Annotated in this window: 30 protein-coding genes; 18 read left to right on the forward strand and 12 right to left on the reverse strand. The window is 62.9% G+C overall.

Annotated features, from left to right (window positions below; translation table 11 throughout):
• Position 1 precedes the first annotated feature (1 nt).
• Genes EP376_RS05930 through EP376_RS05940 form a run of 3 tightly spaced genes read left to right on the forward strand, consistent with a single transcriptional unit; the run spans position 2 to position 2,008 of the window.
• Positions 2-745: a MotA/TolQ/ExbB proton channel family protein gene (locus EP376_RS05930; RefSeq protein ID WP_127654586.1), complete on the forward strand. Its 744-nt coding sequence runs from the start codon at positions 2-4 to the stop codon at positions 743-745.
• On the forward strand, positions 738-1,421 hold the full coding sequence (locus tag EP376_RS05935; protein ID WP_127654587.1) for a hypothetical protein: 684 nt from the start codon (positions 738-740) through the stop codon (positions 1,419-1,421). The genes EP376_RS05930 and EP376_RS05935 overlap by 8 nt, the downstream gene beginning before the upstream one ends.
• Positions 1,418-2,008 (forward strand): hypothetical protein, encoded by a 591-nt coding sequence (locus tag EP376_RS05940; protein ID WP_127654588.1) that lies wholly within the window; start codon positions 1,418-1,420, stop codon positions 2,006-2,008. Before EP376_RS05935 ends, EP376_RS05940 begins: the two co-directional genes overlap by 4 nt.
• Positions 2,009-2,054: 46 nt before the next feature.
• Here EP376_RS05940 and EP376_RS05945 read toward each other — a convergent pair whose 3' ends face one another.
• Positions 2,055-2,861 (reverse strand): hypothetical protein, encoded by an 807-nt coding sequence (locus tag EP376_RS05945; protein WP_127654589.1) that lies wholly within the window; start codon positions 2,859-2,861, stop codon positions 2,055-2,057.
• Positions 2,862-2,996: 135 nt separating this feature from the next.
• Between EP376_RS05945 and EP376_RS05950 the strand changes: the two genes are divergently transcribed.
• The gene (locus EP376_RS05950) at positions 2,997-3,536 is read left to right on the forward strand and encodes a lipocalin family protein (RefSeq protein ID WP_127654590.1); all 540 of its coding nucleotides are present in this window, start codon (positions 2,997-2,999) and stop codon (positions 3,534-3,536) included.
• Positions 3,537-3,562: 26 nt separating this feature from the next.
• On the opposite strand, the gene EP376_RS05955 is transcribed toward EP376_RS05950, so the two are convergent.
• The 3 genes from EP376_RS05955 to EP376_RS05965 form a co-directional block, all read right to left on the reverse strand.
• Positions 3,563-4,315 carry an ATP-binding cassette domain-containing protein gene (locus tag EP376_RS05955; protein ID WP_127654591.1) on the reverse strand — a complete coding sequence of 251 codons (753 nt, stop codon included), beginning with the start codon at positions 4,313-4,315 and terminating at the stop codon, positions 3,563-3,565.
• Entirely contained in the window at positions 4,312-4,581 is a 270-nt protein-coding gene (locus EP376_RS05960; RefSeq protein ID WP_127654592.1) for a hypothetical protein, read from the reverse strand. The genes EP376_RS05955 and EP376_RS05960 overlap by 4 nt, the downstream gene beginning before the upstream one ends.
• 134 nt (positions 4,582-4,715) lie before the next feature.
• Positions 4,716-5,711 carry an ABC transporter substrate-binding protein gene (locus tag EP376_RS05965; RefSeq protein WP_127654593.1) on the reverse strand — a complete coding sequence of 332 codons (996 nt, stop codon included), beginning with the start codon at positions 5,709-5,711 and terminating at the stop codon, positions 4,716-4,718.
• 151 nt (positions 5,712-5,862) lie between these two features.
• Here EP376_RS05965 and EP376_RS05970 point away from each other — a divergent pair, with 151 nt between their 5' ends.
• From EP376_RS05970 to EP376_RS05985, 4 genes are read left to right on the forward strand one after another with little or no spacing between them, the layout of a single operon-like run.
• Positions 5,863-6,276 (forward strand): cupredoxin domain-containing protein, encoded by a 414-nt coding sequence (locus EP376_RS05970; protein WP_127654594.1) that lies wholly within the window; start codon positions 5,863-5,865, stop codon positions 6,274-6,276.
• A gap of 4 nt (positions 6,277-6,280) precedes the next feature.
• Positions 6,281-7,240, forward strand: coding sequence for a PQQ-dependent catabolism-associated beta-propeller protein (locus EP376_RS05975; RefSeq protein WP_127654595.1), 960 nt, complete (start codon positions 6,281-6,283; stop codon positions 7,238-7,240).
• A complete protein-coding gene (locus tag EP376_RS05980; protein ID WP_127654596.1) occupies positions 7,240-8,406 on the forward strand; it encodes a type 1 periplasmic-binding domain-containing protein in 1,167 nt (388 codons plus the stop codon). Before EP376_RS05975 ends, EP376_RS05980 begins: the two co-directional genes overlap by 1 nt.
• Positions 8,399-9,223, forward strand: a complete 825-nt coding sequence (locus EP376_RS05985; protein WP_240652434.1) for an ABC transporter permease — start codon at positions 8,399-8,401, stop codon at positions 9,221-9,223. The genes EP376_RS05980 and EP376_RS05985 overlap by 8 nt, the downstream gene beginning before the upstream one ends.
• A 112-nt stretch (positions 9,224-9,335) precedes the next feature.
• Here the strand turns inward: EP376_RS05985 and EP376_RS05990 are convergent, their stop codons facing one another.
• Positions 9,336-10,190 (reverse strand): NHL repeat-containing protein, encoded by an 855-nt coding sequence (locus EP376_RS05990; protein ID WP_127654598.1) that lies wholly within the window; start codon positions 10,188-10,190, stop codon positions 9,336-9,338.
• Between the two features lie 135 nt (positions 10,191-10,325).
• Positions 10,326-11,378 carry a LysR family transcriptional regulator gene (locus tag EP376_RS05995; protein ID WP_127654599.1) on the reverse strand — a complete coding sequence of 351 codons (1,053 nt, stop codon included), beginning with the start codon at positions 11,376-11,378 and terminating at the stop codon, positions 10,326-10,328.
• A 161-nt stretch (positions 11,379-11,539) separates the two neighbouring features.
• Between EP376_RS05995 and EP376_RS06000 the strand changes: the two genes are divergently transcribed.
• The 5 genes from EP376_RS06000 (at position 11,540) to EP376_RS06020 (ending at position 17,454) form a co-directional block, all read left to right on the forward strand.
• A complete protein-coding gene (locus tag EP376_RS06000) occupies positions 11,540-12,412 on the forward strand; it encodes an ABC transporter permease (protein WP_127654600.1) in 873 nt (290 codons plus the stop codon).
• Between the two features lies 1 nt (position 12,413).
• Entirely contained in the window at positions 12,414-13,253 is an 840-nt protein-coding gene (locus tag EP376_RS06005; protein WP_127654601.1) for an ABC transporter ATP-binding protein, read from the forward strand.
• Between the two features lie 114 nt (positions 13,254-13,367).
• Positions 13,368-15,089 carry a DUF1800 domain-containing protein gene (locus EP376_RS06010; RefSeq protein WP_127654602.1) on the forward strand — a complete coding sequence of 574 codons (1,722 nt, stop codon included), beginning with the start codon at positions 13,368-13,370 and terminating at the stop codon, positions 15,087-15,089.
• 21 nt (positions 15,090-15,110) lie between these two features.
• Positions 15,111-16,352: a DUF1501 domain-containing protein gene (locus tag EP376_RS06015; RefSeq protein ID WP_127654603.1), complete on the forward strand. Its 1,242-nt coding sequence runs from the start codon at positions 15,111-15,113 to the stop codon at positions 16,350-16,352.
• A gap of 52 nt (positions 16,353-16,404) precedes the next feature.
• A complete protein-coding gene (locus tag EP376_RS06020; protein ID WP_238928583.1) occupies positions 16,405-17,454 on the forward strand; it encodes an ABC transporter substrate-binding protein in 1,050 nt (349 codons plus the stop codon).
• A 270-nt stretch (positions 17,455-17,724) separates the two neighbouring features.
• On the opposite strand, the gene EP376_RS06025 is transcribed toward EP376_RS06020, so the two are convergent.
• From EP376_RS06025 to EP376_RS06045, 5 genes are all read right to left on the reverse strand, one after another.
• Positions 17,725-18,852 (reverse strand): DUF418 domain-containing protein, encoded by a 1,128-nt coding sequence (locus EP376_RS06025; RefSeq protein ID WP_127654604.1) that lies wholly within the window; start codon positions 18,850-18,852, stop codon positions 17,725-17,727.
• 885 nt (positions 18,853-19,737) lie between these two features.
• A complete protein-coding gene (locus tag EP376_RS06030) occupies positions 19,738-20,253 on the reverse strand; it encodes a hypothetical protein (protein ID WP_127654605.1) in 516 nt (171 codons plus the stop codon).
• 136 nt (positions 20,254-20,389) lie between these two features.
• Positions 20,390-21,193, reverse strand: coding sequence for a hypothetical protein (locus EP376_RS06035; protein WP_127654606.1), 804 nt, complete (start codon positions 21,191-21,193; stop codon positions 20,390-20,392).
• A 135-nt stretch (positions 21,194-21,328) separates the two neighbouring features.
• On the reverse strand, positions 21,329-21,682 hold the full coding sequence (locus EP376_RS06040; protein WP_127654607.1) for a hypothetical protein: 354 nt from the start codon (positions 21,680-21,682) through the stop codon (positions 21,329-21,331).
• Positions 21,679-21,993, reverse strand: coding sequence for a hypothetical protein (locus EP376_RS06045; RefSeq protein WP_164744873.1), 315 nt, complete (start codon positions 21,991-21,993; stop codon positions 21,679-21,681). The genes EP376_RS06040 and EP376_RS06045 overlap by 4 nt, the downstream gene beginning before the upstream one ends.
• Positions 21,994-22,262: 269 nt before the next feature.
• Here EP376_RS06045 and EP376_RS06050 point away from each other — a divergent pair, with 269 nt between their 5' ends.
• The 3 genes from EP376_RS06050 (at position 22,263) to EP376_RS06060 (ending at position 23,490) form a co-directional block, all read left to right on the forward strand.
• Positions 22,263-22,676: a hypothetical protein gene (locus EP376_RS06050; protein WP_127654608.1), complete on the forward strand. Its 414-nt coding sequence runs from the start codon at positions 22,263-22,265 to the stop codon at positions 22,674-22,676.
• On the forward strand, positions 22,673-23,086 hold the full coding sequence (locus EP376_RS06055) for a hypothetical protein (protein WP_238928585.1): 414 nt from the start codon (positions 22,673-22,675) through the stop codon (positions 23,084-23,086). Before EP376_RS06050 ends, EP376_RS06055 begins: the two co-directional genes overlap by 4 nt.
• A gap of 215 nt (positions 23,087-23,301) precedes the next feature.
• Positions 23,302-23,490: a hypothetical protein gene (locus EP376_RS06060; RefSeq protein WP_127654609.1), complete on the forward strand. Its 189-nt coding sequence runs from the start codon at positions 23,302-23,304 to the stop codon at positions 23,488-23,490.
• A gap of 58 nt (positions 23,491-23,548) precedes the next feature.
• On the opposite strand, the gene EP376_RS06065 is transcribed toward EP376_RS06060, so the two are convergent.
• Positions 23,549-24,283, reverse strand: coding sequence for a Crp/Fnr family transcriptional regulator (locus EP376_RS06065; protein ID WP_127654610.1), 735 nt, complete (start codon positions 24,281-24,283; stop codon positions 23,549-23,551).
• A 151-nt stretch (positions 24,284-24,434) separates the two neighbouring features.
• Between EP376_RS06065 and EP376_RS06070 the strand changes: the two genes are divergently transcribed.
• Together EP376_RS06070 and EP376_RS06075 are read left to right on the forward strand one after the other, a co-directional pair.
• Positions 24,435-24,671 carry a hypothetical protein gene (locus EP376_RS06070; protein WP_127654611.1) on the forward strand — a complete coding sequence of 79 codons (237 nt, stop codon included), beginning with the start codon at positions 24,435-24,437 and terminating at the stop codon, positions 24,669-24,671.
• Positions 24,672-24,866: 195 nt separating this feature from the next.
• Positions 24,867-25,154: a co-chaperone GroES gene (locus tag EP376_RS06075; protein WP_127654612.1), complete on the forward strand. Its 288-nt coding sequence runs from the start codon at positions 24,867-24,869 to the stop codon at positions 25,152-25,154.
• The last annotated feature ends 32 nt before the right edge of the window (positions 25,155-25,186 follow it).

The raw sequence follows: 25,186 nt of genomic DNA on the forward strand, positions 1-25,186 counted from the left end.
GATGACGCAAATTGCCGATGCAATCCTGACGCCGGGCCGTGACGGGGCCTATGACGCGGTTCTGAAATGGGCGCTTCTGATGGCGCTGATCACGATCGGAGGGGTCGTCTCCTACGACTACGGCCTTCTGACCTATCTGTTCAGCGCGGACCGATCGCGGATCACGGTCCTGATCGCGGTGCTCTACGTCGGCTTCTCGGCGCATTGCCTGTGGATCCTCGTGGAGCTGTCTCGGGAAAACCGGCGGGCGATGATGTGGAAAGCACGGCTCGCCGCGAGTTCGGTGGTGCCGGAGCCGCCCGCAGGCGGCGGACTTGTCGACAGCTATGTCGCCGACCTGATCCGCGCCCGCCAGAGTTCCTCGGACGAGGACGGCGACGCCCATCTGTTGATGATGAGCCTCGGCGCAAGCTTCCGGCGCCGGACGAAGGTGGGCACCTACGGGGCGGACCTGCTCTACAAGCTGGGCATGTTGGGCACGATGGTCGGCTTCGTGATGATGCTGAACTCGATGGGCGACATGGCGAACTTCGAGGTCGAGACCTTGCGCGAGGCCCTGCAGGACATGATCTCGGGCATGGCGGTGTCGTTGCTGACCACGATCGCGGGCCTAATCGGCGGCATTCTGCTTCGGCTGGAATACAATATCGCCGACGCTCTCGTGACCGATCTGAGCCAGACCACCGTAAGTTTCACCGAAGTTTCCCTTCTCCCGCTTCTGGCCCGGGCAGACCGCGATGTTTGAAGAAGAGCAGGAACCGGATTTCGAGATCTTTTCGGCTCTCCTGTTCAATGCCTTGAAGGCCATCACCTTCATGTTCTTCATCTCGTTCGCGATGATCAACCCGGCCGCGGAGGAGGGCAAGATCGATCCCAAGGCCGAGATGATCATCACCGTGAACTGGCCCGACAACAATCCCGACGATGTCGACACCTACGTGATGGACCCGGCCGGCAACATCGTCTGGTACAACCAGCGTGAATCCGGGCTGATGCATCTGGAACGCGACGACAGGGGCATGTTCAAGGACGTGATCCTCCTCAACAACGAAGAGATCTCGAACCCGCTCAATCAGGAAACCGTGGCGTTCCGCGGCCTTCAGGACGGGGAATACATCGTCAACATCGTGCATTACATCGCCAACGGCGCGGCGCCCCTGCCGGTGGAAGTGAAGGTCGAGAAGCTCAACCCCTCGGTCGAGGTGATCTTCTACCAGACCCTCGAATTGCGTGGCACGGGCGACGAGGTGACGGCCGTGCGGTTCACGCTTGCGGGCGGCGAGGTCGAGAATGTCACGAATATTCCCAGAAGCCTCGTGGAACAGACACGGTCCGGGGGCAAGGGGCCCGGCTCCGGACCCGGAGGGAACGATCAAGGCGGGCAGATCGATGCTGCGACCGGACAGGTGATCGACCAATGACCATGACGATCCTTACCTTGACGGCGGCCTATGCACTGGTGGTCTCCCTTCTGGCCTATCTCCTCCTGTTGTCCCGGCTCCACTGGGTGTTCAAGGTCCTGTCGACGGCGGCGACCATCGCGCTGATCCCGCTGACATTCAATGCGGTGGGCGAACTGCGCGGCATGCCGTCGGATGGCCCGATCCCGCCAAGCTTCCGCATGCTCTGGGCCGAGATCGTCGAACCCAATCAGCTTCAGGGGGAAACCGGCCGGGTGTTCCTGTGGCTTCAGCAGCTCGACAGCGACAACTATCCCGTGGGTCAGCCGCGCGCCTACCAGCTTCCCTATTCGGACGACCTGCGCCTCAAGATCAGCCAGGCGATGGGCGAAATCGCCGCGGGCGAAGCCATTCAGGGGACCGTCGATGCGGAGGAGACCTTGCCCGAGGCGACGGCAGAGGCGCTTGCACAGGAGATCGAGGGCGAAATCGCCGAAGGTCCGCCGACCGGCTCGCCCTCGGTGGGCCAACGGTTCTACATGTTCGATCCCTCGATCCTGACATTCGGATCGGCGCCAGCGCCGGTCACCCCCGAGAAACCGCAGTGATCGACTGCCCGTGCCCATTCGGGCGGACCGGCCGCGCGGCGTCGGATCAGGATCGGTAGGCCCCCGCATCGCCGCGATCGGGCCCGGCCTTCCGCCGACCCAGAAACGGCAGCATCGCGCCCGCCAGCCCGAACAGGAAAGCCGCCGCAAGGACACCGCCGACAACCCAGCGTCCCCAGCGCAGCGCTTCCACATCGGCGCCGAACCAGCCCGTATCGCCCCACAGAAGGACGCGTCCGCGCTGGCCTTCGGTCGCACCAAGCTGGATCGCGCGGCCCAGATCGACCGATCCCGCGCTCTCGTCCAGCCACAGGACGATGTCCCGGCTTTCCCCGGCGGCGATTGATCCAAGCTCCAGCGCGGTCATGCCGGTCGACGTCGTTGTGACCGGAACCCTCGTTCCGTCCACCGTCGCAAGAAGCGCACCGGGCACCGTCAGCGCCACATCTTCGGCCGCGGTCCGGCTGTGGACTGTGCCACTGACCGTCCGGCGGAACGTCCCGAGGTCCAGAAGCTCTGACAGTTCGGGGACCTCACGCATCATCGTCCGGACGGCGACCACGTTCATCAGCCGTGGCAGGACCACCGTCTTGACCTGTTGGGCCACGTTCGGGTCCATCGTCAGACGGATGGCGATGTCGGTGTCCATGCGGTCCTGCAATTCGCCCGCCATGAAATCCGCCACGCGGTTCGCATCGACCCCCATGTCGGGCGGTAAGGGAAAGTCCTGCACATGCAGTTCCGCCTGCAGCTCCGCAGACAGGAGACCGCGCGCATGACCCGACATGACCAACAGGCCCAGCCCGGCCATGAGGATGAGGCTGAGAGTGACAAGTCCTTGCCAGATTCGCATGTGGTCTCCGGTTCCGTTCAGGGAAACACTAAGCGGTCCGGGAATTGGAATAACCGATAGCCAGTATTGGCGCCCCGGCATTGCAAGGTTCGGCCGGATCGTTCTGTGTTCCCAAAGGCAACGGAGGAGACAGGCATGTTCGAGCGGATCATGTGCATTTCCATGGCGATGTGGCTGGCGGCCCCTGCCCTTGCGCAGCAGGTCCGCGATCTCGACCGGCCCCTGATCGCCATGACGAGCTTCGAGCAAGGCGGGCTTTTGGGCGACTGGTTCGAACTTGCCCGGACGCCGACCCTGCTGGGGCGGGATTGCCACGGCACCACGGTCCGGATCGAAGAACGGGATGACAGCCGACTGACGCTCAAGATCAACTGCCATGTGGGCCGGCTCGATGGGCCCGTTCTTGCCATCGAAGGGATCATCGTCGAGGTGTCGCCGGGGGTCTTCGTCGCGCGATTGAACCGGTTGCCACAGCTCGGAAACCTGCCGCTGATCGTGCTCTGGGAAGACGCGGAGGCCGGCCTTCTCGTGATCGGCGCGCCGCGGGGCGAGGTCGGCTTTATCTGGGCGCGCGGGGTGACCCCTGATCCGGTCGCGCTCGACGCGGCGCGGCAGGCGCTTGTCGCTCAGGGCTATCGCGAGAGGGTCATCACGACGGTGCCCCACGCACCCTGACGGGTCGAGGCAGCCGCGCTGCCCGTCTAGACCCGGTCCTCATCCGCCAGCCGCCTGTGCAAGATCCTCTCGTAGACATCGGTAAGATCCGCCGCGCCTGTCGCTGCCAGCAGCGCGGCCGGCGTGTCGTCGGCGCGGATCTTGCCTTGATCGAGAATGACAATCCGGTCCGCGTCGCCGACCTCGTCCACCAGATGGGTGGCCCAAAGAACGGCGACCCGCTCGGTTCGGGCAAGGGCACGAACATGCGCGACCAGATCCCGGCGGGACGATGCGTCGAGGCCCGCGGAAGGTTCGTCCATGATCAACAGATCGGGGTGGTTGATCAGGGCCCTTGCGATTTCGACCCGGCGCTGCTGACCACCCGACAGCGTGCGCACGGGCCGGGTCAACAGATCATCCAGATTGAACTGCGCGCAAAGCTCGGCAATCCGCCGGGCCAGATCGTCACCGCTCAGCCCGAACAGCCTTCCGTGAAATCGAAGATTGGCATGAACCGAAATGTCGAGGTCGACCGAACGGACCTGGAACACCACGCCGAGCCGGGCAAGGATACGCGGCCCATTGGAGGCATGATCGAGACCGAAAAGCCGGACGGTCCCGCCGTCGGGCGCGAACAGCCCTGCGACGATCTGGAAGAGCGTCGATTTTCCCGCCCCGTTCGGCCCCAGAAGCCCGACAAACTCGCCTTCGTTCATCGCCAGCGAAATGCTGTCCAGTGCCCGGGACTTGCCATAGGACTTGCGAACATCGCTCAGGTCCAGCACGGGACCACTCATCCCTCTGCCCCCGAATATGGCTTGGCCCCGATCCCGATGCCATTGGATGGATCACCCTCGCCGCAGCCGGCCATGGCCTTGACCGGGCCGGCATGCAACTGCCCTGCCGGACCGGCACATCCGGCGATCTTCGGGGCACCGTGACTGACAGCGATCCTCATGCGGCACCCTTCCACGACCGGGTAGATGAACCTTTGCAGCGCGCGCATCAGGCCACGGTTGATCGCCACGACGGCCCGGCGCTTTGCGGACAAGATGGCTGTCACCACGCCATGGCTTTCCAATGGACGCATCCGGACGGCGTCATCGGAACAAAGGCCCATCTGGCACGGAAGAGTGACCGCCTTGCACATCGTTGTTGTCGGCCTTCTGCGCGATGGACCTTTGCCTTGGCGCGGGCCTAGGCGCGGTAGCCGGCCCAAAAAGTGCCCGGATCCATCGTCGTGCTATCACCGACCAGGTCCGGACCTCCATATTCCGCCATGATCGCAAAGGCAGTCGCCGCCGCGTCGATCATCTCGTCGGAATAGCCCGGAATGATGCCGGCGCGGTAGTCGTCCCTCAGGGCATGAAACAGCGCATCGTTATCCGTCGCCCGCATCTGTTCGCGCAATCCTTCCCAGATGGCATCGTCGGAGGCGAGGAGCTCCTTGGCCTCGAAGGAGGCATCGAAGAAATGGGTCAGCACATCGTCCTTCTTTTCGGCCGTCTCCTCGAGGAACACCCAGGCCAGCAACGGAGGCTGATTGGTGATGCCCATGCCCTCCATCATCTGGGCGACAGAGATCAGCTCGGAATGTCCCGCCGCCTTGGCGCGCGCATTGAAATGCCAGAAGTTCAGGCTGGCATCGACTTCCCCATTCGCCAGAAGCTCATTGATCAGGGGCGGCGCACCGAACTTGGCATCCACCTTGTCGGCCAGTGTGTCGCCGGTCAGCTGGCCATAATAGGCCTGAAGGGCGATCCAGCTCTTGTCGACGGGGCCGCCTGCGATTCCGATCGTCCTGCCCGGCAGATCGGCGACAGACCCGATGTCGCTGCCGGCCGGAACCATGAGCCCCCCCACCGCGAGCGAATGCGGAACGCAGGTGACCGGCTCACCGGCGGCTCTGAGCGAGGCCACCCAGATGTAATCCGACAGGATCAGGTCCGCCTCCCCGGACAGGAGGGCCACGTGACCGGCCTGTTTGTTCGCCACATCCATCAGTTCAAGACGGATTTCGTTGTGGGCATCGAGCCTCTTGTCGAGAATCGTCTGCATCTCCCAGCTGGCTGTGCCGGTCAGCTGAACACCGACGACAACCTCTTTGGCAGGTGGCGAAAAGCCGAACGCCCGAGCCGGCAAAGCCACCCCTGCGGCCATCGCAAGCAACTTGTTGAAATCCCGTCTTTTCATGTCATGCCTCCCAAACCAGACCTTGTTTGGTCGTAGTGTTGAGACGGATGCTAGCACCCGTCCAAAATGCGTTACTCAATCTCAGACATTACCAAATCCAATCCCACTGTTCGTCTATTCTGAATCGGACAGATGATTGAAGGAGTAAAAAATGGGACGGGTATTCTGGGCTGTGTTGTTCTGCGCCGTGGCAACCTTCGCAAAGGCCGAAGGCAACCTCGCAAGCGATGCCACGAGGCTTCCGGACATGGAGATCAACAGCGACGAGCTGTCGCTTTCCGTCAACGAATTCGAGCTTGAGACCGGCAAGTATTATCGCTGGTCGATCGTTCATGACGGCCGCGAAGAGTTCCAGATCGTGGCGCCAAGCCTGTTCCGCAATTCCTGGATCAACCAGGTGGTGATCAACGACCTCGAGGTCCAACCCTATGGCCTCTATGCCATCGAATTCGATGACGAAGGCCGCATCGATATATGGTTCGTTCCGATCCGGCCCGGCAACTACGATTTCTGGATCGAAGGCTACAAGGAACGTGGCCTCGCCGGCACGTTCATCGTGAGGTAGAGCGATGTTGCGCGCATTTTTCGTCGCCCTGATCGCGGCGACCCCGGCAATGGCGCTCGACACCGGGCGCATCTTCGTCTCGAACGAGCGAAGCCACGATGTCTGGGTCTTTTCCCCGGATTTCGAACATATCGCCACCATCGAAACCTCGCGCCGTCCCCGCGACATGAGGCTGAATGCCGACCGGACGCTTCTGTATGTCGCCTGCGGGGACGACGACGTGATCGACATCATCGATGTGGAAACGCTGGAGGTGGTCGACAGCATCCCGACCGGGCCCAGCCCCGAGGTTTTTGCCTTTTCGCCCGACGAGTCGCTGATCTACGTCTCGAACGAAGAGGACTCGATGATGGAAATCATCGAGGCCGACAGCAGAATCGTCATCCATGACGTGCCTACGGGCGCCGAACCCGAAGGCGTCATCGCGTCAGAGGACGGCGCCACCGTCTATGTGACCTCGGAAGTGGCCGACATGATCCACGTGATCGACACCGAAGCCGGTGCCGTGATCGACAACATCATCGTGGGAACCCGGCCCCGGCGGTTCATTCTGACGCCCGATACGAACGAGCTTTGGGTCTCGGCGGAGCTTTCGAGCGAGATTTATATCATCGATCGCGCAACCAACGAGATCAAGGAAGTGCTGCAATTCCTGCCGCCCGGCTTCCGCCCCGAGGACGTGACGCCGGTGGGCATGGCGCTGACGGCCGACGGCTCGCGCGGATACATCTCGCTCGGTCGGGCGAACCATATCGCGGTCATCGACGGGGTCACTCACGAGTTGATCGACTACGTCCTTGTCGGGCGCCGCGCATGGTCGGTCGCGCTGACCCGCGACGAAAGCGTTGCGGTGGTGGCAAACGGGTTGTCGGATGACATAACCCTGATCGACACCGCCACCCTGCGCCCGATCCGCTCAATCCCCGTGGGCCAGGTCCCGCATACGGTTGTGATCGACGATTGATGCGCGCGCTGCTCATCCTTGTCGTCTCAGTCTGGGCCGGGATCGCCTCGGCCCAAGAAGAGGTTCGGATCGCTCTTGTCGGGCTCGATCCCGATCCGCGCTTTGACGACGCCATCGCCTATGCGCGGATCGAGACCAGCCGGCAGGGCGACCCCGAGGTTGCCGCCAGAATGGCGATCAGCGACCTGTCGTTGCTGACCGACGCGCGGGATCTGACGATCGACCTGTCGGTGATGCGCGTCGCCGAACCCGGTGACCTCGTGACCGCGGCCCGGTCGCTTGCCGATGAGGGCGCGAGATACATCATTCTCGATCTGCCCGCGCCGGAGGCCGACGCGGTTGCCGCGGCCCTCGGGCCAGATGGCCCGCTCCTGCTCAATACGACCGCGCCCGAGGATTGGCTGCGCCGGCGCTGTCATGCCCGGATGCTCCACACGGCCGCCAGCGACAGGATGATCGCCGACGCCCTGATCCAGCATTTCGTCAAGATGCAATGGCAGCAGGTGCTGCTTCTGCATGGAAAGACGGACCGGGATCTGGCGCGCGCGGCATCGTTCACCGAAGCGGCAGAACGGTTCCGCCTGCGGATCGTGGACACGCGGGAATTCGATCTGTCGACGAACCCCGCGCTGCGGGAACAGAACAACGTGGCCCTGTTGACCGGGGATACTCGCGACTATGACGCGGTCTTCATCGCTGACAGCTATGGCGAATTCTCGCGCTACCTGCCCTATCGCACCGCCCTGCCCCGCCCGGTGGTCGGCGCGACCGGGCTTGTCCCGCTGGAATGGCACTGGTCGCTCGAGCGATTTGGCGCACCGCAGGTCAACAGCCGGTTCGAGACAGCCATCGGCGACAGCCGCCGGATGACCTGGCAGGATTGGTCGGTCTGGATTGCCGTGCGCGCGGTCCTGACGGCAGAGGCCAAATCCCGCGACCGCGATCCCGACGCGATCGAAGCCTTCTTGCGGTCGGACGCTCTGCGGCTTGACGGCTCCAAGGGCGCACAGCTGAGCTTCCGCCCCTGGGACAACCAGCTGAGACAGCCGATCCTGCTTGCCACCGCAAATGCGATCATCGGCATCGCGCCGCTGGAAGGGTTCCTGCATCGAACAAACACGCTCGACAGCCTCGGCGTCGACGAGCCGGAGTTCGCCTGTGACTGAGCGCACATCCCCCGTCCGGCGGCGCTATCTTCTGGGGCTATATGCCGTGACCGAGCGGGAAATCCTGAAGTTCCTGCGCCAGTACGAGCGTCTCTTGTCGGCCATCATCCGGCCCTCGCTGTGGCTGTTCATCTTTGCCACCGGACTGCAGAACCTGTTGGGTATCTCGATCATCCCGCCCTATCAGACCTACACGCCCTATCAGGAATATATCCTGCCGGGGCTCGTCGGGATCATCATCCTGTTCCAGTGCATGCAATCGGCGCTATCGATGGTCTATGACCGGGAGGCAGGTGTGATGCGGGTGATGCTCGTCACGCCGCTGCCCCGAAGCTATCTGCTGCTGGCAAAGATCATGGGGGCCACGATCCTTTCGATGCTGCAAGCCTATGTCTTTCTGGGGCTGGCGGCACTGGTCGGGTACTATACGACCCTTGCGGGCATGATCTGGATCGCGCCGGCCATGCTGTTGTCAGGTTTGATGCTGGGGTCGATCGGACTTCTGATCACCGTCTACACACGGCAGATCGAGAACTTTGCCGGATTGATGAATTTCGTCATATTCCCGATGTTCTTCATGTCCTCGGCGCTCTATCCGCTGTGGAAATTGCAGGAAAGCGGCGCATCGCTCCTCCATGATATCGCCCTGTTCAACCCCTTCACCCACGCGGTCGAGTTGATCCGCTTTGCGGCATATGGCCAGATGAACTGGACCTCCTGCGCCGTCGTGGTGGGCGTCGCGCTCGTTGCATTCGGGCTATCGGCGCGCGGATACGATCCCAACCGGGGCTCGATCCGGATGATCAAGCGCGGCTGAAGATCCCAGCCACGACACAAGCGGCGGTCTCCCCCAACCCCATGACAAGACGACACCCGGCAAGGCCACCGCCATGCCGGGTGTCGCTGTTTCGACGCGGAGGTCCGACAGTCTAATTCGTAGTATAACGGTACGCCACGATCTCGCCGGAGCCGAGATTCGGAACGATCACCGTATCGCCCATCACACCAAGGTCCGCCGCACCGGCCCCCACGGATGCAAGCTCGCGTGTCCCGGCTGCATCGTGGATGAACATCGTGCCACTTGGATTGTCGTCGAAAATGACAGCCTCCCCGACGATCACCATGCCGTCCACGCTGCCGACACCCTGTGCCGTCTCGACCGGAGAGATTGCCCGGCTGTCGATATCCACCTGCCAGAGCCCACCCGGCTCGGCCACGGTGAAATCAGGCTGCATCTGGTCACCGAAAGATCCGATCCAGAGCACGCCCTGATCCGCCAGTATCCCGTTGGGCAATGGCAGGCTGCCGGCCGGCACGAAGACCTCGGCGGCTCCGTCCTGGTACCGATAAAGGCCGCCCGCAAGAAAATCGGTCACGAAGACCGATCCATCCGCGCTCACCGTTACGTCATTGGGGAATGTCGCGCCCTCAAGCGTGATCGTCGACATGAGCGCGCCGTCAGCGATCGAGACGATATGCATTCCCATGGCATCGGCCACATAAAGAAGCCCGTCGTGGCTCGACATACCCTTCGGGTCCATCAGCCCTGTCACCCAATCGGCCTCTTCCAGAACACCATCGGACGACACAAGCGAAAGGCGTCCGTCCATGCCCCCGTCAGGGCCGAAGACACCGATATTGCTCACAATGATCCTGTCGATGCTGGCCTCATACCACGCGGACTCGGGCATGGTGAAACCGCCAAGACGCCACGTTTCCTGAAAGCCCTCCGCCATGCCCGACGCGGGCAGGATCACCGAAACAGCAAGAAGGATATTTCTCATCGCAGGCTCCTTTTCATGAAGATAGAAGCCTGCGCCAATGTTGGATTGATGTTGCCTATGAGATGCATTGAAAGGTCTGCCGGCCAACAGGGGTAAGGGACACGCGGGTTCGTGTCGGAGGCCTCGCGGCTGCAATCACGCCCGGGAGGGGACGGCATCCTTGGCAAGGAAGGGAGGCACCGGCAACAATCGGGGCACTTCATAGGAGCGGCCAACCTCTTGCAGCGCGGCAATCAGCGTGGCCATCGGCTCCATGGATCGGTGATGAGACAACAGAAGCGCGACGATCCGGCGTGGCGGCACCTTGATCAGGTAGCGCCGCACTTTGTCATCGGGCCCTGCGGCTCCGATTGTCGACAGCGCCGGCGCCACGCAGACGCCGGTCCCAGCCCGCACGAATGACAGTGCGGACTCGTAGCTCCGGCATTGCACGATCGTTTGATGACCGGGCAGAAGCCGATCATACCAGTTCGAGACGCGCCGTGTGTGGGTGCTGCCAAAGGCGAACTGGATCGACTGGTTGAGCGTCCGGAACTGCGACGATGACAGCTCTCGCACCGGGTCGACGATCCCCGCCAGGTCGAGATCCGCAGGCACGGCAAGGACATAGGGGTCTTCCATCACCGGGATCTGCAGAAATTGCTCATGGGTCTGTGCCAGGGAATTCGCAGCGACGAGGCCGAAATTGATGCGCCGTGCATCGAGCATTTCCAGAATGTCGGCCGGCGCGCTTTCCTGAACATCGATGCTGATGTCAGGATGGCGATCATGCAGGCGGCGAACCGCGCCGGGCAGAAGGTTGCGCAGAAGCGAGTCCAGCCCCGCGAGCTTGACGACCGACGGCTGGCCGTCGCTGAAACGCGTCAGCCCTTCCTCCGTCTCGTTGAGGATGCGCAACAGCTGCTCGACCCGGGGCAAGAGGTATCGACCGGCCTCTGTCAATTCCATTTCATTCGGACGCCGGTAGAACAGACGCGCGTCGATGGCCGCTTCGAGACGACCCAGTTGCTGGGACAGAGAGGGCTGTGTCAGTCCGAGCTGTTTGGCGGCGCTGGTCATGGTGTTGGCGTTGGCCACCGCATGAAAGATGCGCAATTGGTGAAGTGTCATCGAAAGGACGGCCTTTCGGGGCGCGCTGTCGGTCTGTTCGGCGAGCCCGGCCTCGAAATCGAAGGTGATATTGTCCATTTTCGGCCCCTGCCACAAAGCGCTGCGTAATACCCTAGCGACGTTGGCCGGCGGTCATTTCAATACAACGTATTGATTTCGCAATAGACAGATACGTGTAAACACGACTCGCTTCCGTTGCCCCGAAACGGCAAAGGTCGCAGTCTTGACGAAAGGATGACATGGCGGATCGGGGCACAAAGAACGTCAGCGCGCCGGACGCCAACCGGGGGTCCGAGGGCCGCCGCGCGGGCAAGGCCGCCACCGGCGCCGCCGGGGTGGCACGGCTCCGTTCGCGCCGGATCGCACTTGTCTGGCAGCTTTGCATTCTTGTCATGCTGATCGCCGGAATGAAGCTGCTGAACACCACGTCGGGCAATCTGGTGATGCCCAGTCCGGAGGCGGTGTTCTGGCAAAGCGTCGAGATGTGGTCCGACGGGACGATCCCCCGCGCACTCGGAGAATCGTTCACGGTGCTGGGTCTCGGATTTGTTCTGGCCGCGTCATCGGGCATCCTGATCGGGATCCTCCTTGGCGGATTTCCGTTTCTGGGCCGGGTCCTCGACCCATATGTCAACGCAGTGAACGCGACCCCAAGCGCCGCGTTCATCCCCCTGGTCATCGTCTGGTTCGGCCTCTACATCGAAGCGAAGGTCGTTCTGGTCTGGCTGGCGGCGGTCTTTCCGATCCTGATCAACACAACGGCCGGTATCGCCAACGCCAACAAGGACCTGGTCGAAATGGCGGAATCCTTCGGCGCGCCACGGCGGACCCTGTTCTGGCAGGTCATGGTGCCCGACGCCCTGCCCTCGATCCTTTCGGGCCTGCGCATTGGGGCGGCGATCTGCATCGTCGGCACGGTCATCGCCGAGCTGACGATGGCGCAATCGGGGCTTGGCGGGCTCATGATCAAGGCCGGCAACAGGTTCCAGATGGACCGGTATTTCGCAGTGGTTCTCGTGATGATGGCGCTGGGTTCGCTGATCACCATCGCGCTCAGGCTGATCGAGCGACAGTTCGGCCGATGGCGCATCGAGCTGCGCGATGGAAACTGAGATGGCGGAAGCATCGCAACCGCCCATTTCCCTGCGGGGGGTCAGCAAGTCGTTCAAGGACGGACAGGTGCAGGCGCTGGACGATCTGTCCTTCGACGTGGGGCCCGGCGAATTCGTCAGCCTTGTCGGCCCCTCCGGCTGCGGCAAGACAACGTTGCTGCGCCTGATCGACGGCCTGATCCAGCCGGACGAGGGCGAGGTTCTGATCAAGGGCCGTCCGCCCGAACCCACGCTGAACATGGCGATGGTGTTCCAGTCCGCCCGGCTGTTGCCGTGGCGCACGGTGGCCGGCAACATCGAATTCGTCCTCGGTCTTCGGGGCTATTCGCGCAAGGAAAGCAGGTCCCGGGCGCTGGCGATCCTCGGGGCCGTGGGGCTACGCGACTTTGCCGACGCACATCCGCATGAGCTTTCGGGCGGAATGCAGCAGCGCGTGGGCCTTGCGCGCGCGCTCGCGGTCGAGCCCGAGGTGCTGTTGATGGACGAACCCTTCGCAGCCCTCGACGCGATGACGCGCGAGACGCTTCGCGGCGAACTGCTGCGACTTTGGGAGCGACGGCGCATGGCGATCGTCTTCGTCACCCATGACATCGACGAGGCGATCATCCTGTCGCAACGGATCGTCGTTCTGCGCCCGAGACCGGGCCGCATCGATGCCGTCCTGCCAGTCGATCTGCCCACGCCACGCTGGCAAAACGATCCGCGCGGTCAACCGGGTTTTGCCGAACTGCGCCGCACGCTGTGGGACCGGATCCATGCCATGGGCCGTGAAGGCGTGGCTCTGGAGGAACTCGCCGGGGCCTTCGGAGATGCCTCATCCACAGACGAAGCACCCCGATAAGACTTGCTAATCGAGCCGATAGGCCGCCGTGGAATTGTTAGAAATCCGCGCCTTGCCTAACATCAAGCCAACAGCCGCAGCGCCTGATGACGGCGCATTGGACGGGAGGCCTCTATGGCGTCACTTGCGGAGGGCAACCTCGCGCCGATCAGCGCATCGCAATGGAATGTCGAACGCGCCGCGCACCTTCTCAGGCGCGCAGGCTTCGGTGGAACACCGGCCGAGATCGCCGAACTTGCGGCCCTGTCTCCGGCCGAGGCGGTCGACCGGATGATCCATGGCCGGGCCGATGGCCCGGTCTTGCCGGACTTCGAGGATTCGGGGTTCTGGGAACCCTGCCTTGCCGATTTTCCACCCTCCCGGCCGGCCACCACCGATCAGGCCGCCGAAACCGGCGAGGTGATGGGCGTCAGGACAAAACCCAGCGGGCCGCGCCCGCTCCAGCCCGCGACCAACCGTTTCTTCTATTGGCGTCGGGCAAGCATGCTCGAAACCCGGCGTGTTGCGTTCTGGTGGCTCGACCGGATGCTGCGCAGCGGTCATCCGCTCGAGGAAAAGATGACGCTGTTCTGGCACGGCCATTTCGCCACCAGCGAAGAGAAGGTCCGCGACTATCGCAAGATGAAACTGCAGATCGACACGCTGCGCGCAGGCGGGCTTGGCAGTTTCCGCGACCTGCTGACGGCGGTGGCCAAGGACCCGGCGATGCTCGTGTTTCTCGACGCCACCTATAACGTCGCCGGCGCCCCGAACGAGAATTTCGGCCGCGAGGTCATGGAACTCTTCACGCTGGGCGTCGGCAACTACACCGAGCACGATATCCGGGAGGCCGCACGCGCCTTCACCGGCTGGGGCAACGACGACCTCGAATTCCGGTTCGATGAGACGAAACATGACGCCGGCGACAAGACCTTCTTCGGCAAGACCGGCGCCTTTGACGGCGACGACATCCTCTCGATCATCCTCGAGCAGGATCAGACCGCGACCTACATAGCCACGAAGATCTATCGCTTCTTCGTGCGCGAAACCATTTCGCCCGACTTTGCCCGCGAACTTGGCGCATTGTTCCGTGACGGCGATTACAGGATCGCACCATTCCTCGCGACGCTCTTCGCCTCCGAGGATTTCTACTGCGACGCGTCGGTCGCCACGCATATCATGTCGCCCACGGAACTGATGGTGTCGACTTATCGCAAGCTTGGCCTCGATGCGATGCCGGGGGTCCCCGATCCCTATACCGTCGGCAAGACGCTGGGGCAGATCCTGCTCTATCCGCCGACCGTCGCCGGGTGGAGCGAGGGGCGCGCCTGGATCACTCCGGGCCTGCTGTTCGAGCGCGGGAATTTCGCACGGGACGTGGTGTTCCCGGACATGATTTCCTTCGTCGACCCGAACCACGAGCCGGGCGACATCGTCCGCCGCACCAATGACAACATCAATGCGGGCATGGAGATCACGGCCGCCACACTCGAGGAAGGCGCGGCGCCAAGCGCCACCGCCGGCATTCAGGAGAGCTTCAACACCCGTTTCGGCAATCTCATGGGCTGGCAGGAGGCGATGCGCAAACTCAAGCCGATCCCGAGAGCCGCGGCCCAATTCGATCTGACAAAGACACTCGCCGCCGAGGGCGCCCGAACAACCGAAGAGGCCGTCGACCTCCTCGCCGCGCGACTTCTTTGCGTGCCGCTGACCGCACCTTCGCGCGCCGCGCTGATCGAGATGCTGACCTCGGAGCTGGGCACCTCCGATCTCGCCGAGGCCGAGGGCTATACCGAATACGGTCTGCGGTTGGTGGCCCACGCGATCATGTGCACGCCACAATATCAACTTGCCTGAACAAGCCCCCGGGAGCGTCAAATGACCAGATCACCGAAGCTTTCTGCCAGCGAGAAGGAGAACCTCGTCCGGTCCGGCTATGACAGTATCGTTCTCGAAGGTGCCGGCGGCATTGCCACCTCCCCCGTCTGGTCGAAACTGAGCAAACAGGGTTCCAACGGCCGCATCTTGGTCATCGTCGAGCTTTCGGGCGGCAATGACGGGCTGAACACGGTCATTCCCTATGCCGATGATGCCTATTACCGAGCGCGTCCGCATCTGGGCATCCGGGAAGATCAGGCACTTCGGATCGACGATTACTTTGCCTTCCAGAAATCGATGCAAGGGTTCGAGCGGCTCTACAAGGACGGCCAGATGGCGATCGTCCATGGCGTCGGCTACGACCAGCCGTCGTTCTCGCATTTTTCGTCGATGGCCTTCTGGCAGACCGGCGCACCGAATAGCGGAGAGGCATATGGCTGGCTGGGGCGGATGGCGGATGCCATCGACCCCGAAGGTCACGGTCAGAACTTCCTCGTCAACATCGACGACCACCAGTCACTCGCGGTCAAGGCGCGGCACCATGTGCCGCTGGTGTTCGACGATCCCGAAAAGTTCAGCCGCCGCGTGTTCCATGAGGAGGCCGGGGCCATCGCCGCGGGCGACGCACCGGGCAACGTCGATCACAACCCCTCTCTCGACTACCTTTTCGAGATTGCGGCCAGTGCCAGCCGGTCGGAGCGGCTGGTGCGCGAGGCTTGGGCGTCCTACCAGACACCTGTCGACTACGGCCTTGTGAACTGGGGGCTTGAACGGGTCGCGGCCCTGATCGCCGCCGACTTCCCGACGCAGGTCTACTATGTGCCGTTTCGCAACAACGCCTTCGACACCCATGTGCACCAGGGCAATCTGCATTCCCGCCTTTGGTCATACACCTCCGATCACATTGCCGCCTTCCTGCGGGACATGGACAGGCTCGGCCGCGGCGACGACGTGGTGTTGATGGCCTTTTCGGAATTCGGACGGCGGGTCTCCGAGAACACAAGCCTTGGCACGGACCACGGCACCGCAGGCCCCGCATTCATCATCGGCAAGCCGATTCACGGCGGCCATTACGGCGGCGTGCCAAGCCTGACCGATCTGGACGGAGGAAACCTGAGGTACACCACCGACTTCCGCCGCCTTTATGCGACCCTCATCCGTGGCTGGATGGGGCATGACGCTATCGGAACGATCCTGAAACAGGAATTTGAACCGCTGCCCGTTTTCGCGGCAGCAGCCTGACCCCGCTTTCACACACATGCAACGTCAGGCCAATAACCAAGGAGCCAGTATCTTGAAAACGATCACCTCCACCATGCGTTCGACACTCGCGGCAGCCGCCCTTCTCGCTCTCGCCGGGATCGGCGTCGCCCAGGCCGAGGATTATCCCGAACTGACCGTGACGCTTGCCACGGACGACAATGTCTTCAACCCGACAACGTCATCGGTGTTCCAGCTGGCCCAGGACTTCGGTTTCTATGACAAGCATCAGGTCAGCGTTACGTTCGTAGGGCTTGACGGAACACCCCTCGCCGCGGCCGCGCTTCAGTCCGGGGCCGTCGACGTTGCGCATATCAGCATTGACGCGGCCGTCCGACTGGATGCGGGCAACGATCTTCCCGTCAGCGGGTTTCTTTCTGTCGGATCCGGTATCCCGTTCCTGATCGCGTCACGCTCGGATATCTCCTCGCTCGAGGATCTCGATGGCCGCAGTTTCGCGATCTCTGATATCGGCGGGCTTGACCATGCGCTCACCCAGGCGGTGCTGCGCAGTTTCGGGCTGGACCCGGACCTGCCCGACTATGTGGCCATCGGCGCGCCGTCAGTCCGTGTTCAGGCACTTGCCGTCGACCGCGTGGACGCGACAACCGTCTCGTTCGGAACCTTCTCGGCGGTCGAGGAAACGGAAGGCCTGCATGTCCTCCTGCCGGCCGACGTATTCGCCTCGCGCGCACCGGCGGCACCAAAATTCCTGGTCGTGCGCGAGGACAGGATCGACGAGAAGCGCGAAGCGCTGCAGCGCTTTACCAACGCGATCATGGATGCTTCCCGCGAGTTTTCCGCCAATCCGGAACTCTGGATCGAAGCGGCTGTCGAACGGCGCCCCGACCTCACCCGCGAAGGCATCGAACGGACCGCGGAGTTCAACTCCAAACTCTGGTGCGTCAATGGTTGCATGCGCCCCGACACGCTTCAGGCGTCGCTGGACTTCACCTATTCCAATCCCGACTTCAGCGATGTCCCGGTGATCGGTATCGACGACATCGTAGACTTCAGCTTCACCGACGCCGCGCTGGAGGAGATGGGTGTTGTCGAGACGACCGGACTGGACAACCGAAGCTGATCGCCCGGGTCCACCCCGGCGACCGGTCTGACAAATGGTTTTGTCCTGTCTGGATGGTGAGGCGATTGCGCCAGAGGCAGGGCAAAACCCGAAGGGTAGAAACGCCCGGGGGTCCCGCTTTCGTTCTGCGGGGCCTTTTCGGGCGGGCACTGCGATCGCTCCTCGCCCGGGACAGCGCACACCGGGCGAGATTGGGCGCATGGTGCGCAGCGCGGTAAAGCGTCACGGCGCATGGCCCGGTGCGGGCCCCTTATGGCCGAACGACAGGTATCAGGCCGCTTGCCCGGCATAGGTGATCCGGCGGAGCAGCCATTCGAACGGTCCAAGCCTGGCGTAGCGCCGCCAGAGCAGCAGCGTCAGGATCAGACCCACCGTGACGGCCAATGCAATGGCAACGGCGGTCCACCTGTCCACCGCGCCCCACAGGCCCAGCCCGTAGGCCGAGAAGATCGTCGAAAGGACGATCGACTGGCCGAGGTATATGCTCAGGCTCGAGGCACCTGCCGTCAGGGCCGGAGCCATGATCGGCCCCGGCGGGCGCGCGACTGCGGCAATTAGGCCAAGATAGCCAAGCGTGGCGATCGGCGCCGCGACCACGGTCAGAACGACACCGGCCATTGCCGGACCCCATTGCCAGATCGCCGCCCCGGCGAGGCTCAGCGCAACACCCGGCCCGAGGCACCAGAGCCGCGCGCGCTGCCAGATCGGGTGACGGGCGTTGTCGATCATGCCGGACTTCACCGCCGCAAGCCCGAGACAGAACCAGCCGAGCGCAGAAAAGCCCTGAACCAGCAGCAGGGACGGCAGGGTGAACGCATAGGCGACACTGCGCAACGCAACCGACCCCAGGACCCCGCCCTCCGTCAGGATGGTGCGCTCTATCAAGGCGATGTCCGCCGGCGTCTCGGGCGCGATCAGCAGCAGCGGCGCCGCGATCAGGACCTGCACGACAAGCAGTGCCGCGCCAACCCGAACGAGACGCCGAACGGGCCAGTCTCGGAACCGGTAGAGGATGGATCCGGTGATCGCATAGATGGTCAGGATATCGCCGGGAAAAAACAGGCAGCCATGGGCGATCCCAAGAACCGCCAGCCCGATCATGCGGTTGCGATAGAGCCGCCCGAAAGGCAGCCCACGCCGCGCGGCAGAGCGCATCAGAAACCCCAGCCCGACACCGAACATGAAAGAAAAGAGCCCGTAAGTCTTGAGCAGCGCCAGCCCGTGGACCAGCCACAAGGTAATGGCGTCCCGCGTCGTCTCTCCGCCCGGATCGACAAATCCGCCAAGCGCGGAAAACGCGATATACTGGACGTTGACCACGACAATGCCGAACAAGGCAAACAGCCTCAGGTAATCCGGCATCAATGCCCGCGTCGGGGTTTCATTCGTGGCTGTCATGGCTCTGCCTCGACCGAGAGTGCAAACGGATCGCGGACGCCATATCCGGGTCGGCGCGAAGGGTTCAGGGCGCGGGTGCGCGATAAACCCCGGTTTTCGGCTTGCCCTGACAGGATACGACCTGCCTTTCGGCACTCAGTCCAATGCCTGATGGATTTCATGCCATTCCTCAGCCCGGTCAGCCCCATGAGCAGGTTGGATCCATCTCGCACCGCGCCTGTGACGACACGACAAGCTGCAGGAAGCCCTTCGAGGATAGTCGAAGAGGCGCTCCGAACGGGGGATAGACATGGTGCAGAAATCACAGCGCCCTCCGATATGCGGCCCGCAGGGGATACTGCCACACGCATCAGTTCATTCAACGCTAGGATACATGGATCAGAGGGGCTCAGACACCACAAGGTGGACACGATCCGGATAATTCATCTTTCATGCAAGCCGACCGGCCCGGTTCTGACGAAAATTGCAGCACGTCCGGGTTCTTGATGTGCATATGACCGACCGCGGTGCTTGCAAGTGACCCGACGGTTCTGGCGTGGCGCGCGGTGAGACAGGCTGTTGAGGCTCATCGTCCCCGGGATCGTTTGATCGTGGGTGCGCGGGGTCGAGAAGATGAACAGGTCGGACGGGTCAGCAAGCCCGCCCGATCATTGCCTGCCACGCGCGCCGAGACGGATCAGCGGCGGCGAGATTGGCCCGGAGTGACCGAAACGGCGTTTCGCCACGCGTTCAACCCCTTGCAGCGCCGGCAAATCCGCTCTCCGAAACCTTCGCTCACGAAGCGGGTCGTGCATCGCAGGCACCGGCGTTCCTGTGGAACGTCACCCACGGCCTTTGCCGTGCGGATATACGGCGCGGCATTATCCGGGATAGTCTTTGCCGCCATCAGACCTGTCCTGCGACAGGGCGGCGGAACGGGCCGGGCTGCATGTCCTTGCCGTCGGCTGAGGTGATCGGGTGGATATCCGGTGCCACACCGGTCGCCGTGGATGATACCGGCGCGTCCACGTCGGGCTCAGACATCCCGAACCCCGAATAAAGATGCCGCAGATGCGCCTCGGTGACACCATCGGCCTCCATCACAAGGCGCACGATCGGGTCGGCCAACATGTCCTCGAGGAAAAAGTCGGCCAAGGCCCGGCCCGTCAACTTGTCCTTTGCCCGGGCAAGGTCCAGCTCGGACAGGGTAACGGTCAATGTCCGTGCCAGACCGGGATGCGAAATCCGGGGATGAAGCTTGACGAGGACAGAAGCCTTCCACTCTGCCGGATCCTGACGATCCGGAGGGGACACCAGCTCTGTCTCGATCTCGTATTCGCCTGCGGGAAGCGTCTCGGCAAAGCCCGGAACGGTAAAAGGCTGCGAAAAGACCGCAATGGTCTTGCTGGTCAGATCGTTCATTGGTGTGATCTCCTCCCCCGGTGCCGCATGTCGCTGGCGCCTGCGTCCCTTGATCGTCGGCATGGCGTCGTCGCGCCCGGGCCGATCGGCCGAGACGGGATCGCCCCCCGCCCCGCCATGACCGGAAAGAGGCGCATCAGCGGGCAAGGATGCAGGCCTCGTCGGACAGCTGAAAGCCCCTGTCGCATGTCCAGCGATTGCCGGTCCGGTCGAGATGGGCATTGGCCGGCATGTCGATCACCGCACAGGCGCCGCCAAGCGGTTCGTATCCGCGTTCACAGCGCCAGCCCGGACCGTAGGCACTCTGATCCAGAAAGGCATTCGCCGGTACCGTGATCGCGTCGCACCTCTCGTCGGTCTTGAGAAAGCCTCTCTCGCACGCCCAGGCGCTGCCATAGGTCGCGTTCGTCGGATAGGCGTTGGCCGGCACGACAATCTGCACACAGGCGCCCGATACTTCGGAATAGCCGCGATTGCAGGCCCACCCCGGCCCCGAGCTTTCCGCGGTCGGATAGGCATTTTCCGGCACGACGATGGGCACACAGGCGTCGCGCTGCTTGCGATACCCGCGATCACAATCCCACGCATAGCCGGACGACCGAAGAAACGCATTGGCCGGCAGAAGGATCTCGACGCAGGACGTGCGGTTCCGTTGCTCGTATCCCCGCGCGCATTCCCAACCCGTTCCGTAGGCATGCCCGGTTGGAAAGGCATGTTCGGGGATCACGACGGCAAGGCATTCGGCCCCCTCCACCCGATAGCCAAGGTCACAGCCCCAACCCTCGCCATAGCTGCGCGGCTGCGCGTTCTGGGGCACCGGTCCGGTGCCATCCTGCGCAACGGCGGCGAAGGCCATGGAGGCGATCACACCGGCCACAAGGGCCAGCCTCGCGATCCAGCTTGCCCGCAGGGCATTGGTGGGGGTCATATGTCGGTTCATCGGCTCTCCGTTGGCGGACCGAAGTCCTGGGGTTTGTGGGGTGTCAGTGGTCATGAATGCCTGACCGCCGTCTGACGCGGAAACGCGCCGTCCGGGGTCAATCATCTTGGGGCAAGATCCCCGACGGTCTGGCCGTCAGCCTGCATCGACATCGAGCGCCGTCAGACAGGCCAGCGCGAGATCCCGATCCGGTGTCTCGGTTCCCGGCATTGTCGCCCAACCAGCCTCCATGACCGCGTTGCGCCTCTGGAAAGTCGAGGTGTCGCGGATCGTGGCAAGCTTGCTCGCCCGTGCCGGATCGGATTGCGCCATATCGAGGCAGACCGGGACCATCGAGGCCACGACATCGTCGCGGGACATCTCCATCGCCATGTCATTCGCGGTGCCGCCGGTCACCCAGCCGCCCACCGAAAAGCCGAGGATACCGACAAGGGCGCCGCCGACCAGCGCGCCATAGATGCCGGGTTTGATCCATTCGGGAGTGTTCATTTCAAGTCCTCCTGCGGGGAAAGCGCCGCATCGCTGTGATTATTCGTCTCGGTCGCGGCCGCATCCCGGCTCAACGCCTCTTTCAGGTCATTTTCCGTGATCGCGCGCAGCCCGGTACGTCCGGCCTCCCGGCCCCTGCCCTGCACCGTCAGATAGGTTCCGGTGCGCCGATAGGCGTCGAAGCTCAGCCCGTGAATAAGCTCCTCCTCGATCAGAAGGCCATATTCGCCCGCGGGCAGCTCGTCCGTGTAACCCGGCATGGTGAAGGGCCTTGAAAACGTGACAGTCGATCTGGTTGACCGCATGCTCATCTCTGGTCTCCGCGATGTTGGAAGATCTGTCGCTGACCTCCTCTGGCGGCCTTTTAAGTCTGGGCGGCCCGGTCGAACGATTTTCCCGTTTCTACCCCAGGATGATCCGACCTGTGCTGACACAGGTTAGTCCCGGCCAAAAGAACCGCCCCGGATCGTGCGGGCATGATCGCCGGGACTGACCTGTGTAAGCGCGCCAGGGCAGACCTGCGTCTATCATCAGGAAAACAGGGGCGATCTGCGTCCCTGCTATCAAGGATGCAAAGACCATGGCCGATTCCAACGCGCTCAACCCCCACCCGCCCGAATTCGAGCGATTTCTCTATGCCTCGGTCGGCGAGGACAGGAACGGATCTGTCGTCACGGTCCTCTCCACGCTCGCGCGGCTCGGGCTCGATCCGTGGATCGAAACTGCCGAACTGGCCACGCTGGGCCGCAATGCGGCGCGATCACGGCTGAACACGCTGCTCGAACGGTTTCGCGATGTGCCGGCCCTCGCCAGCGATCACGGCCGGGTTGCACAGGATCTGAGCCAACTGCTCCCCGATGGCAACAAACCGGGGACCGACAAGGACGATGCCCCGGCGGCTTCGGGACGTCCCGGTCTGATCTGGGTGATGCTGGCGATCGTCTTTGTGCTGTTTCAGGTCCTGTTCCTCGGCGGATCGGGGTCGGGCGAATGACCGTTTCCTCTCAGGCATCGCCGCCAATAGGTCATTCTGCGCACAAGACCGGGACGCTATCGCCGCGCGAGCAGAGCATACTCTGGGACATGGAGGAGGATTTCTGGACCAGTGGCGCGGACAACGCGCGGGCGACGACAGCAACCAACGCCGTCATGATTTTCCCTTATCCACCCGGCATCCTTCAGGGTGACCAGATCTGGACCCATCTGAAGCAAAGGACCGGCTGGCGCTCCGTCGCCATGGCAGAACGGCGCGTCACGCGATGCCATGACATCGCCATTCTCACCTACCGTGTCTCAGCGGAGAAAGCCGACGTGTCGATCTACAAGGCCCTCTGCGCCTCGACGTACCTCAACGATGACGACACCTGGCTGAGGATCTCCCACCAGCAAACCATGCTGGCCTGAGTGCCGCCGTGTCATTCGACCTGCCGCACGCGCCGGGACTAACCTGCGTCAGTGCGGCGGGGCGATGATGTCGGCTAGATGAGATGTGCCCGCCGAATATCTGGCAGGGCATTTTTTTCCGAGCACCTGAGAAGCGTGTTGGCGTACGACCCCCAAGAGGTCGGCATGTCGGCACGCTTCTTATTTCTCGGAACGTCCATGAAGGGACACTCCAGATGACACACCAAAAGAATGAGACCGTCGAAAAGATGAAATCCGTCAAGGCCGCCTGGGACAAGTCTCCCGCGGGTCCGAAAAGGGACGCGGCACGCAAGCACTACAAGGCAGCCGTGACGGCTCATGCGGCAAAGAACGACGCCGAGACCAACAAGAAACTCGATGCCGCGACGCACGCCCTCGCCTGAACGCTGTAGTCTCAAGTGGACCCCAGGGTCACTTGCCCAGGAAATGACTGCGACCCTCTCACTTCAGGAGCGGTCCGGTCTGGTCCAGATAGGCCGGATCGAAATCGGCGAGTTCCACCAATCCGCCATAGTCGTGAAACGTCACGTGTCCCTCGCGGAAGGTGACAAGCCCGATCTCGCGAAGCTGCCGGAGAACGCGGTTCACATGCACCGCGCTCAGACCCAGCGTATCGGCGAGGTGATATTGCGTCAGCGGGCAGTCGAACCCGGTTTTGCTGCCCATGCCGACGAGGGCCAGCCTCGATCCCAGTTCCAGCAGGAAATGCGCCATGCGGGCGTCCGCGTCGCGGCGGCCGATGCCCACAAGATGCTCCACGACCATGGCCTCGTCCCGCGACACGGCCCAGAGAATGGCCGTCGCAAGCCGGGGGGTCTGCGCAAAGGCATCAAGCAGATCGCTTGTCAGCACTTCAGCCGCCTCGATATCGACAATCGGCTCGAAGCTGTGATCCGACGTGCGCAACAGAATGCTGCGCAAGCCCAGAAAATCCCCCGGCACCTGGAAATCGACGATCTGACGCGTCCCGTCGGCCTGCAACTTGTAGGAACAGACCCAACCCGAGGACAGGATATAGGCGGCCCGGGCCGACTGGCCCTGATGCACCATATCGCGCCCCGCCACAAAAGAGCGGCGACGCTGGTGCAGACGGTCGAGCACGGCCAGTTCGACCTCCGACAAGGCGACGAAGGCCGAAAGCTTGCGGGTCAAGGGACTGTGTTCTGCAGAAGTCATGGGGCCTCCCGGCATGTCGTCCTGACACATGGCGGAAATCGGCCCGACACTGCTCTGGATCAGTCCATCATAGGCAAATCCCTGCAAGAAGTACGGACCAATATGAACCGTCACGTCCCTTGGTTCGTGATGCACAGGAAGGAACCCTCTGATGTCCACCGCGAACGAGCATGCGGGCGAGGCTGCCCTGTCGATTTGCGAGGCGCTCCTGCTTGCGCTGAACGACCGCGGGCTCCTGCCGGAGCACGAGATCGTCGGCGTTCTACGCGATGCCGCAGCGACCCATGAGAACGCCGTCGGAACCGAAATCGAGCGCGAAAACCACCGCGCGGTCGCGGGCCTGATCAACGCGATCGTGGAGGCCGGACACCCGGTTCGGCGTTTGTAGAACCGCACACCGACGCGCTGCGGGCGCATCGGTGCAGATCACTGATCCGGCGCGACAAGATATTCTCGCGCCACCATTGCAGATCCTCTGAGCAGCCATCATTTCAAGATCCTTGGCACTCCGGTATGGCGAGTGCCAAGTGACGTCCGAAAAACGCCATGCTCCCTTTGAAAATCCGAATACAGGAGCACTCACGTGTCGTTCACCCCACTGCACGACCGCGTCCTCGTTCGCCGTATCGACGGCGACGCGACGACCCCGGGCGGACTGATCATCCCCGACACCGCGAAAGAAACGCCTCAGGAAGGCGAGGTCGTCGCGATTGGCGCGGGCGCCCGCGACGAGGACGGCGATCGCATCGCCATGGACGTCAGGGCCGGCGACCGGGTCCTGTTCGGCAAATGGTCCGGAACCGAAGTCAGGATCGAGGGCGAAGATCTCATGATCATGAAGGAGAGCGACATTCTCGGCGTCATGGCCTGACACCGACCGCGACGCCGACATTTCATTTTCAG

Origin of the sequence: Alexandriicola marinus (genome assembly GCF_004000435.1) — a bacterium.
GTDB lineage: Bacteria > Pseudomonadota > Alphaproteobacteria > Rhodobacterales > Rhodobacteraceae > Alexandriicola > Alexandriicola marinus.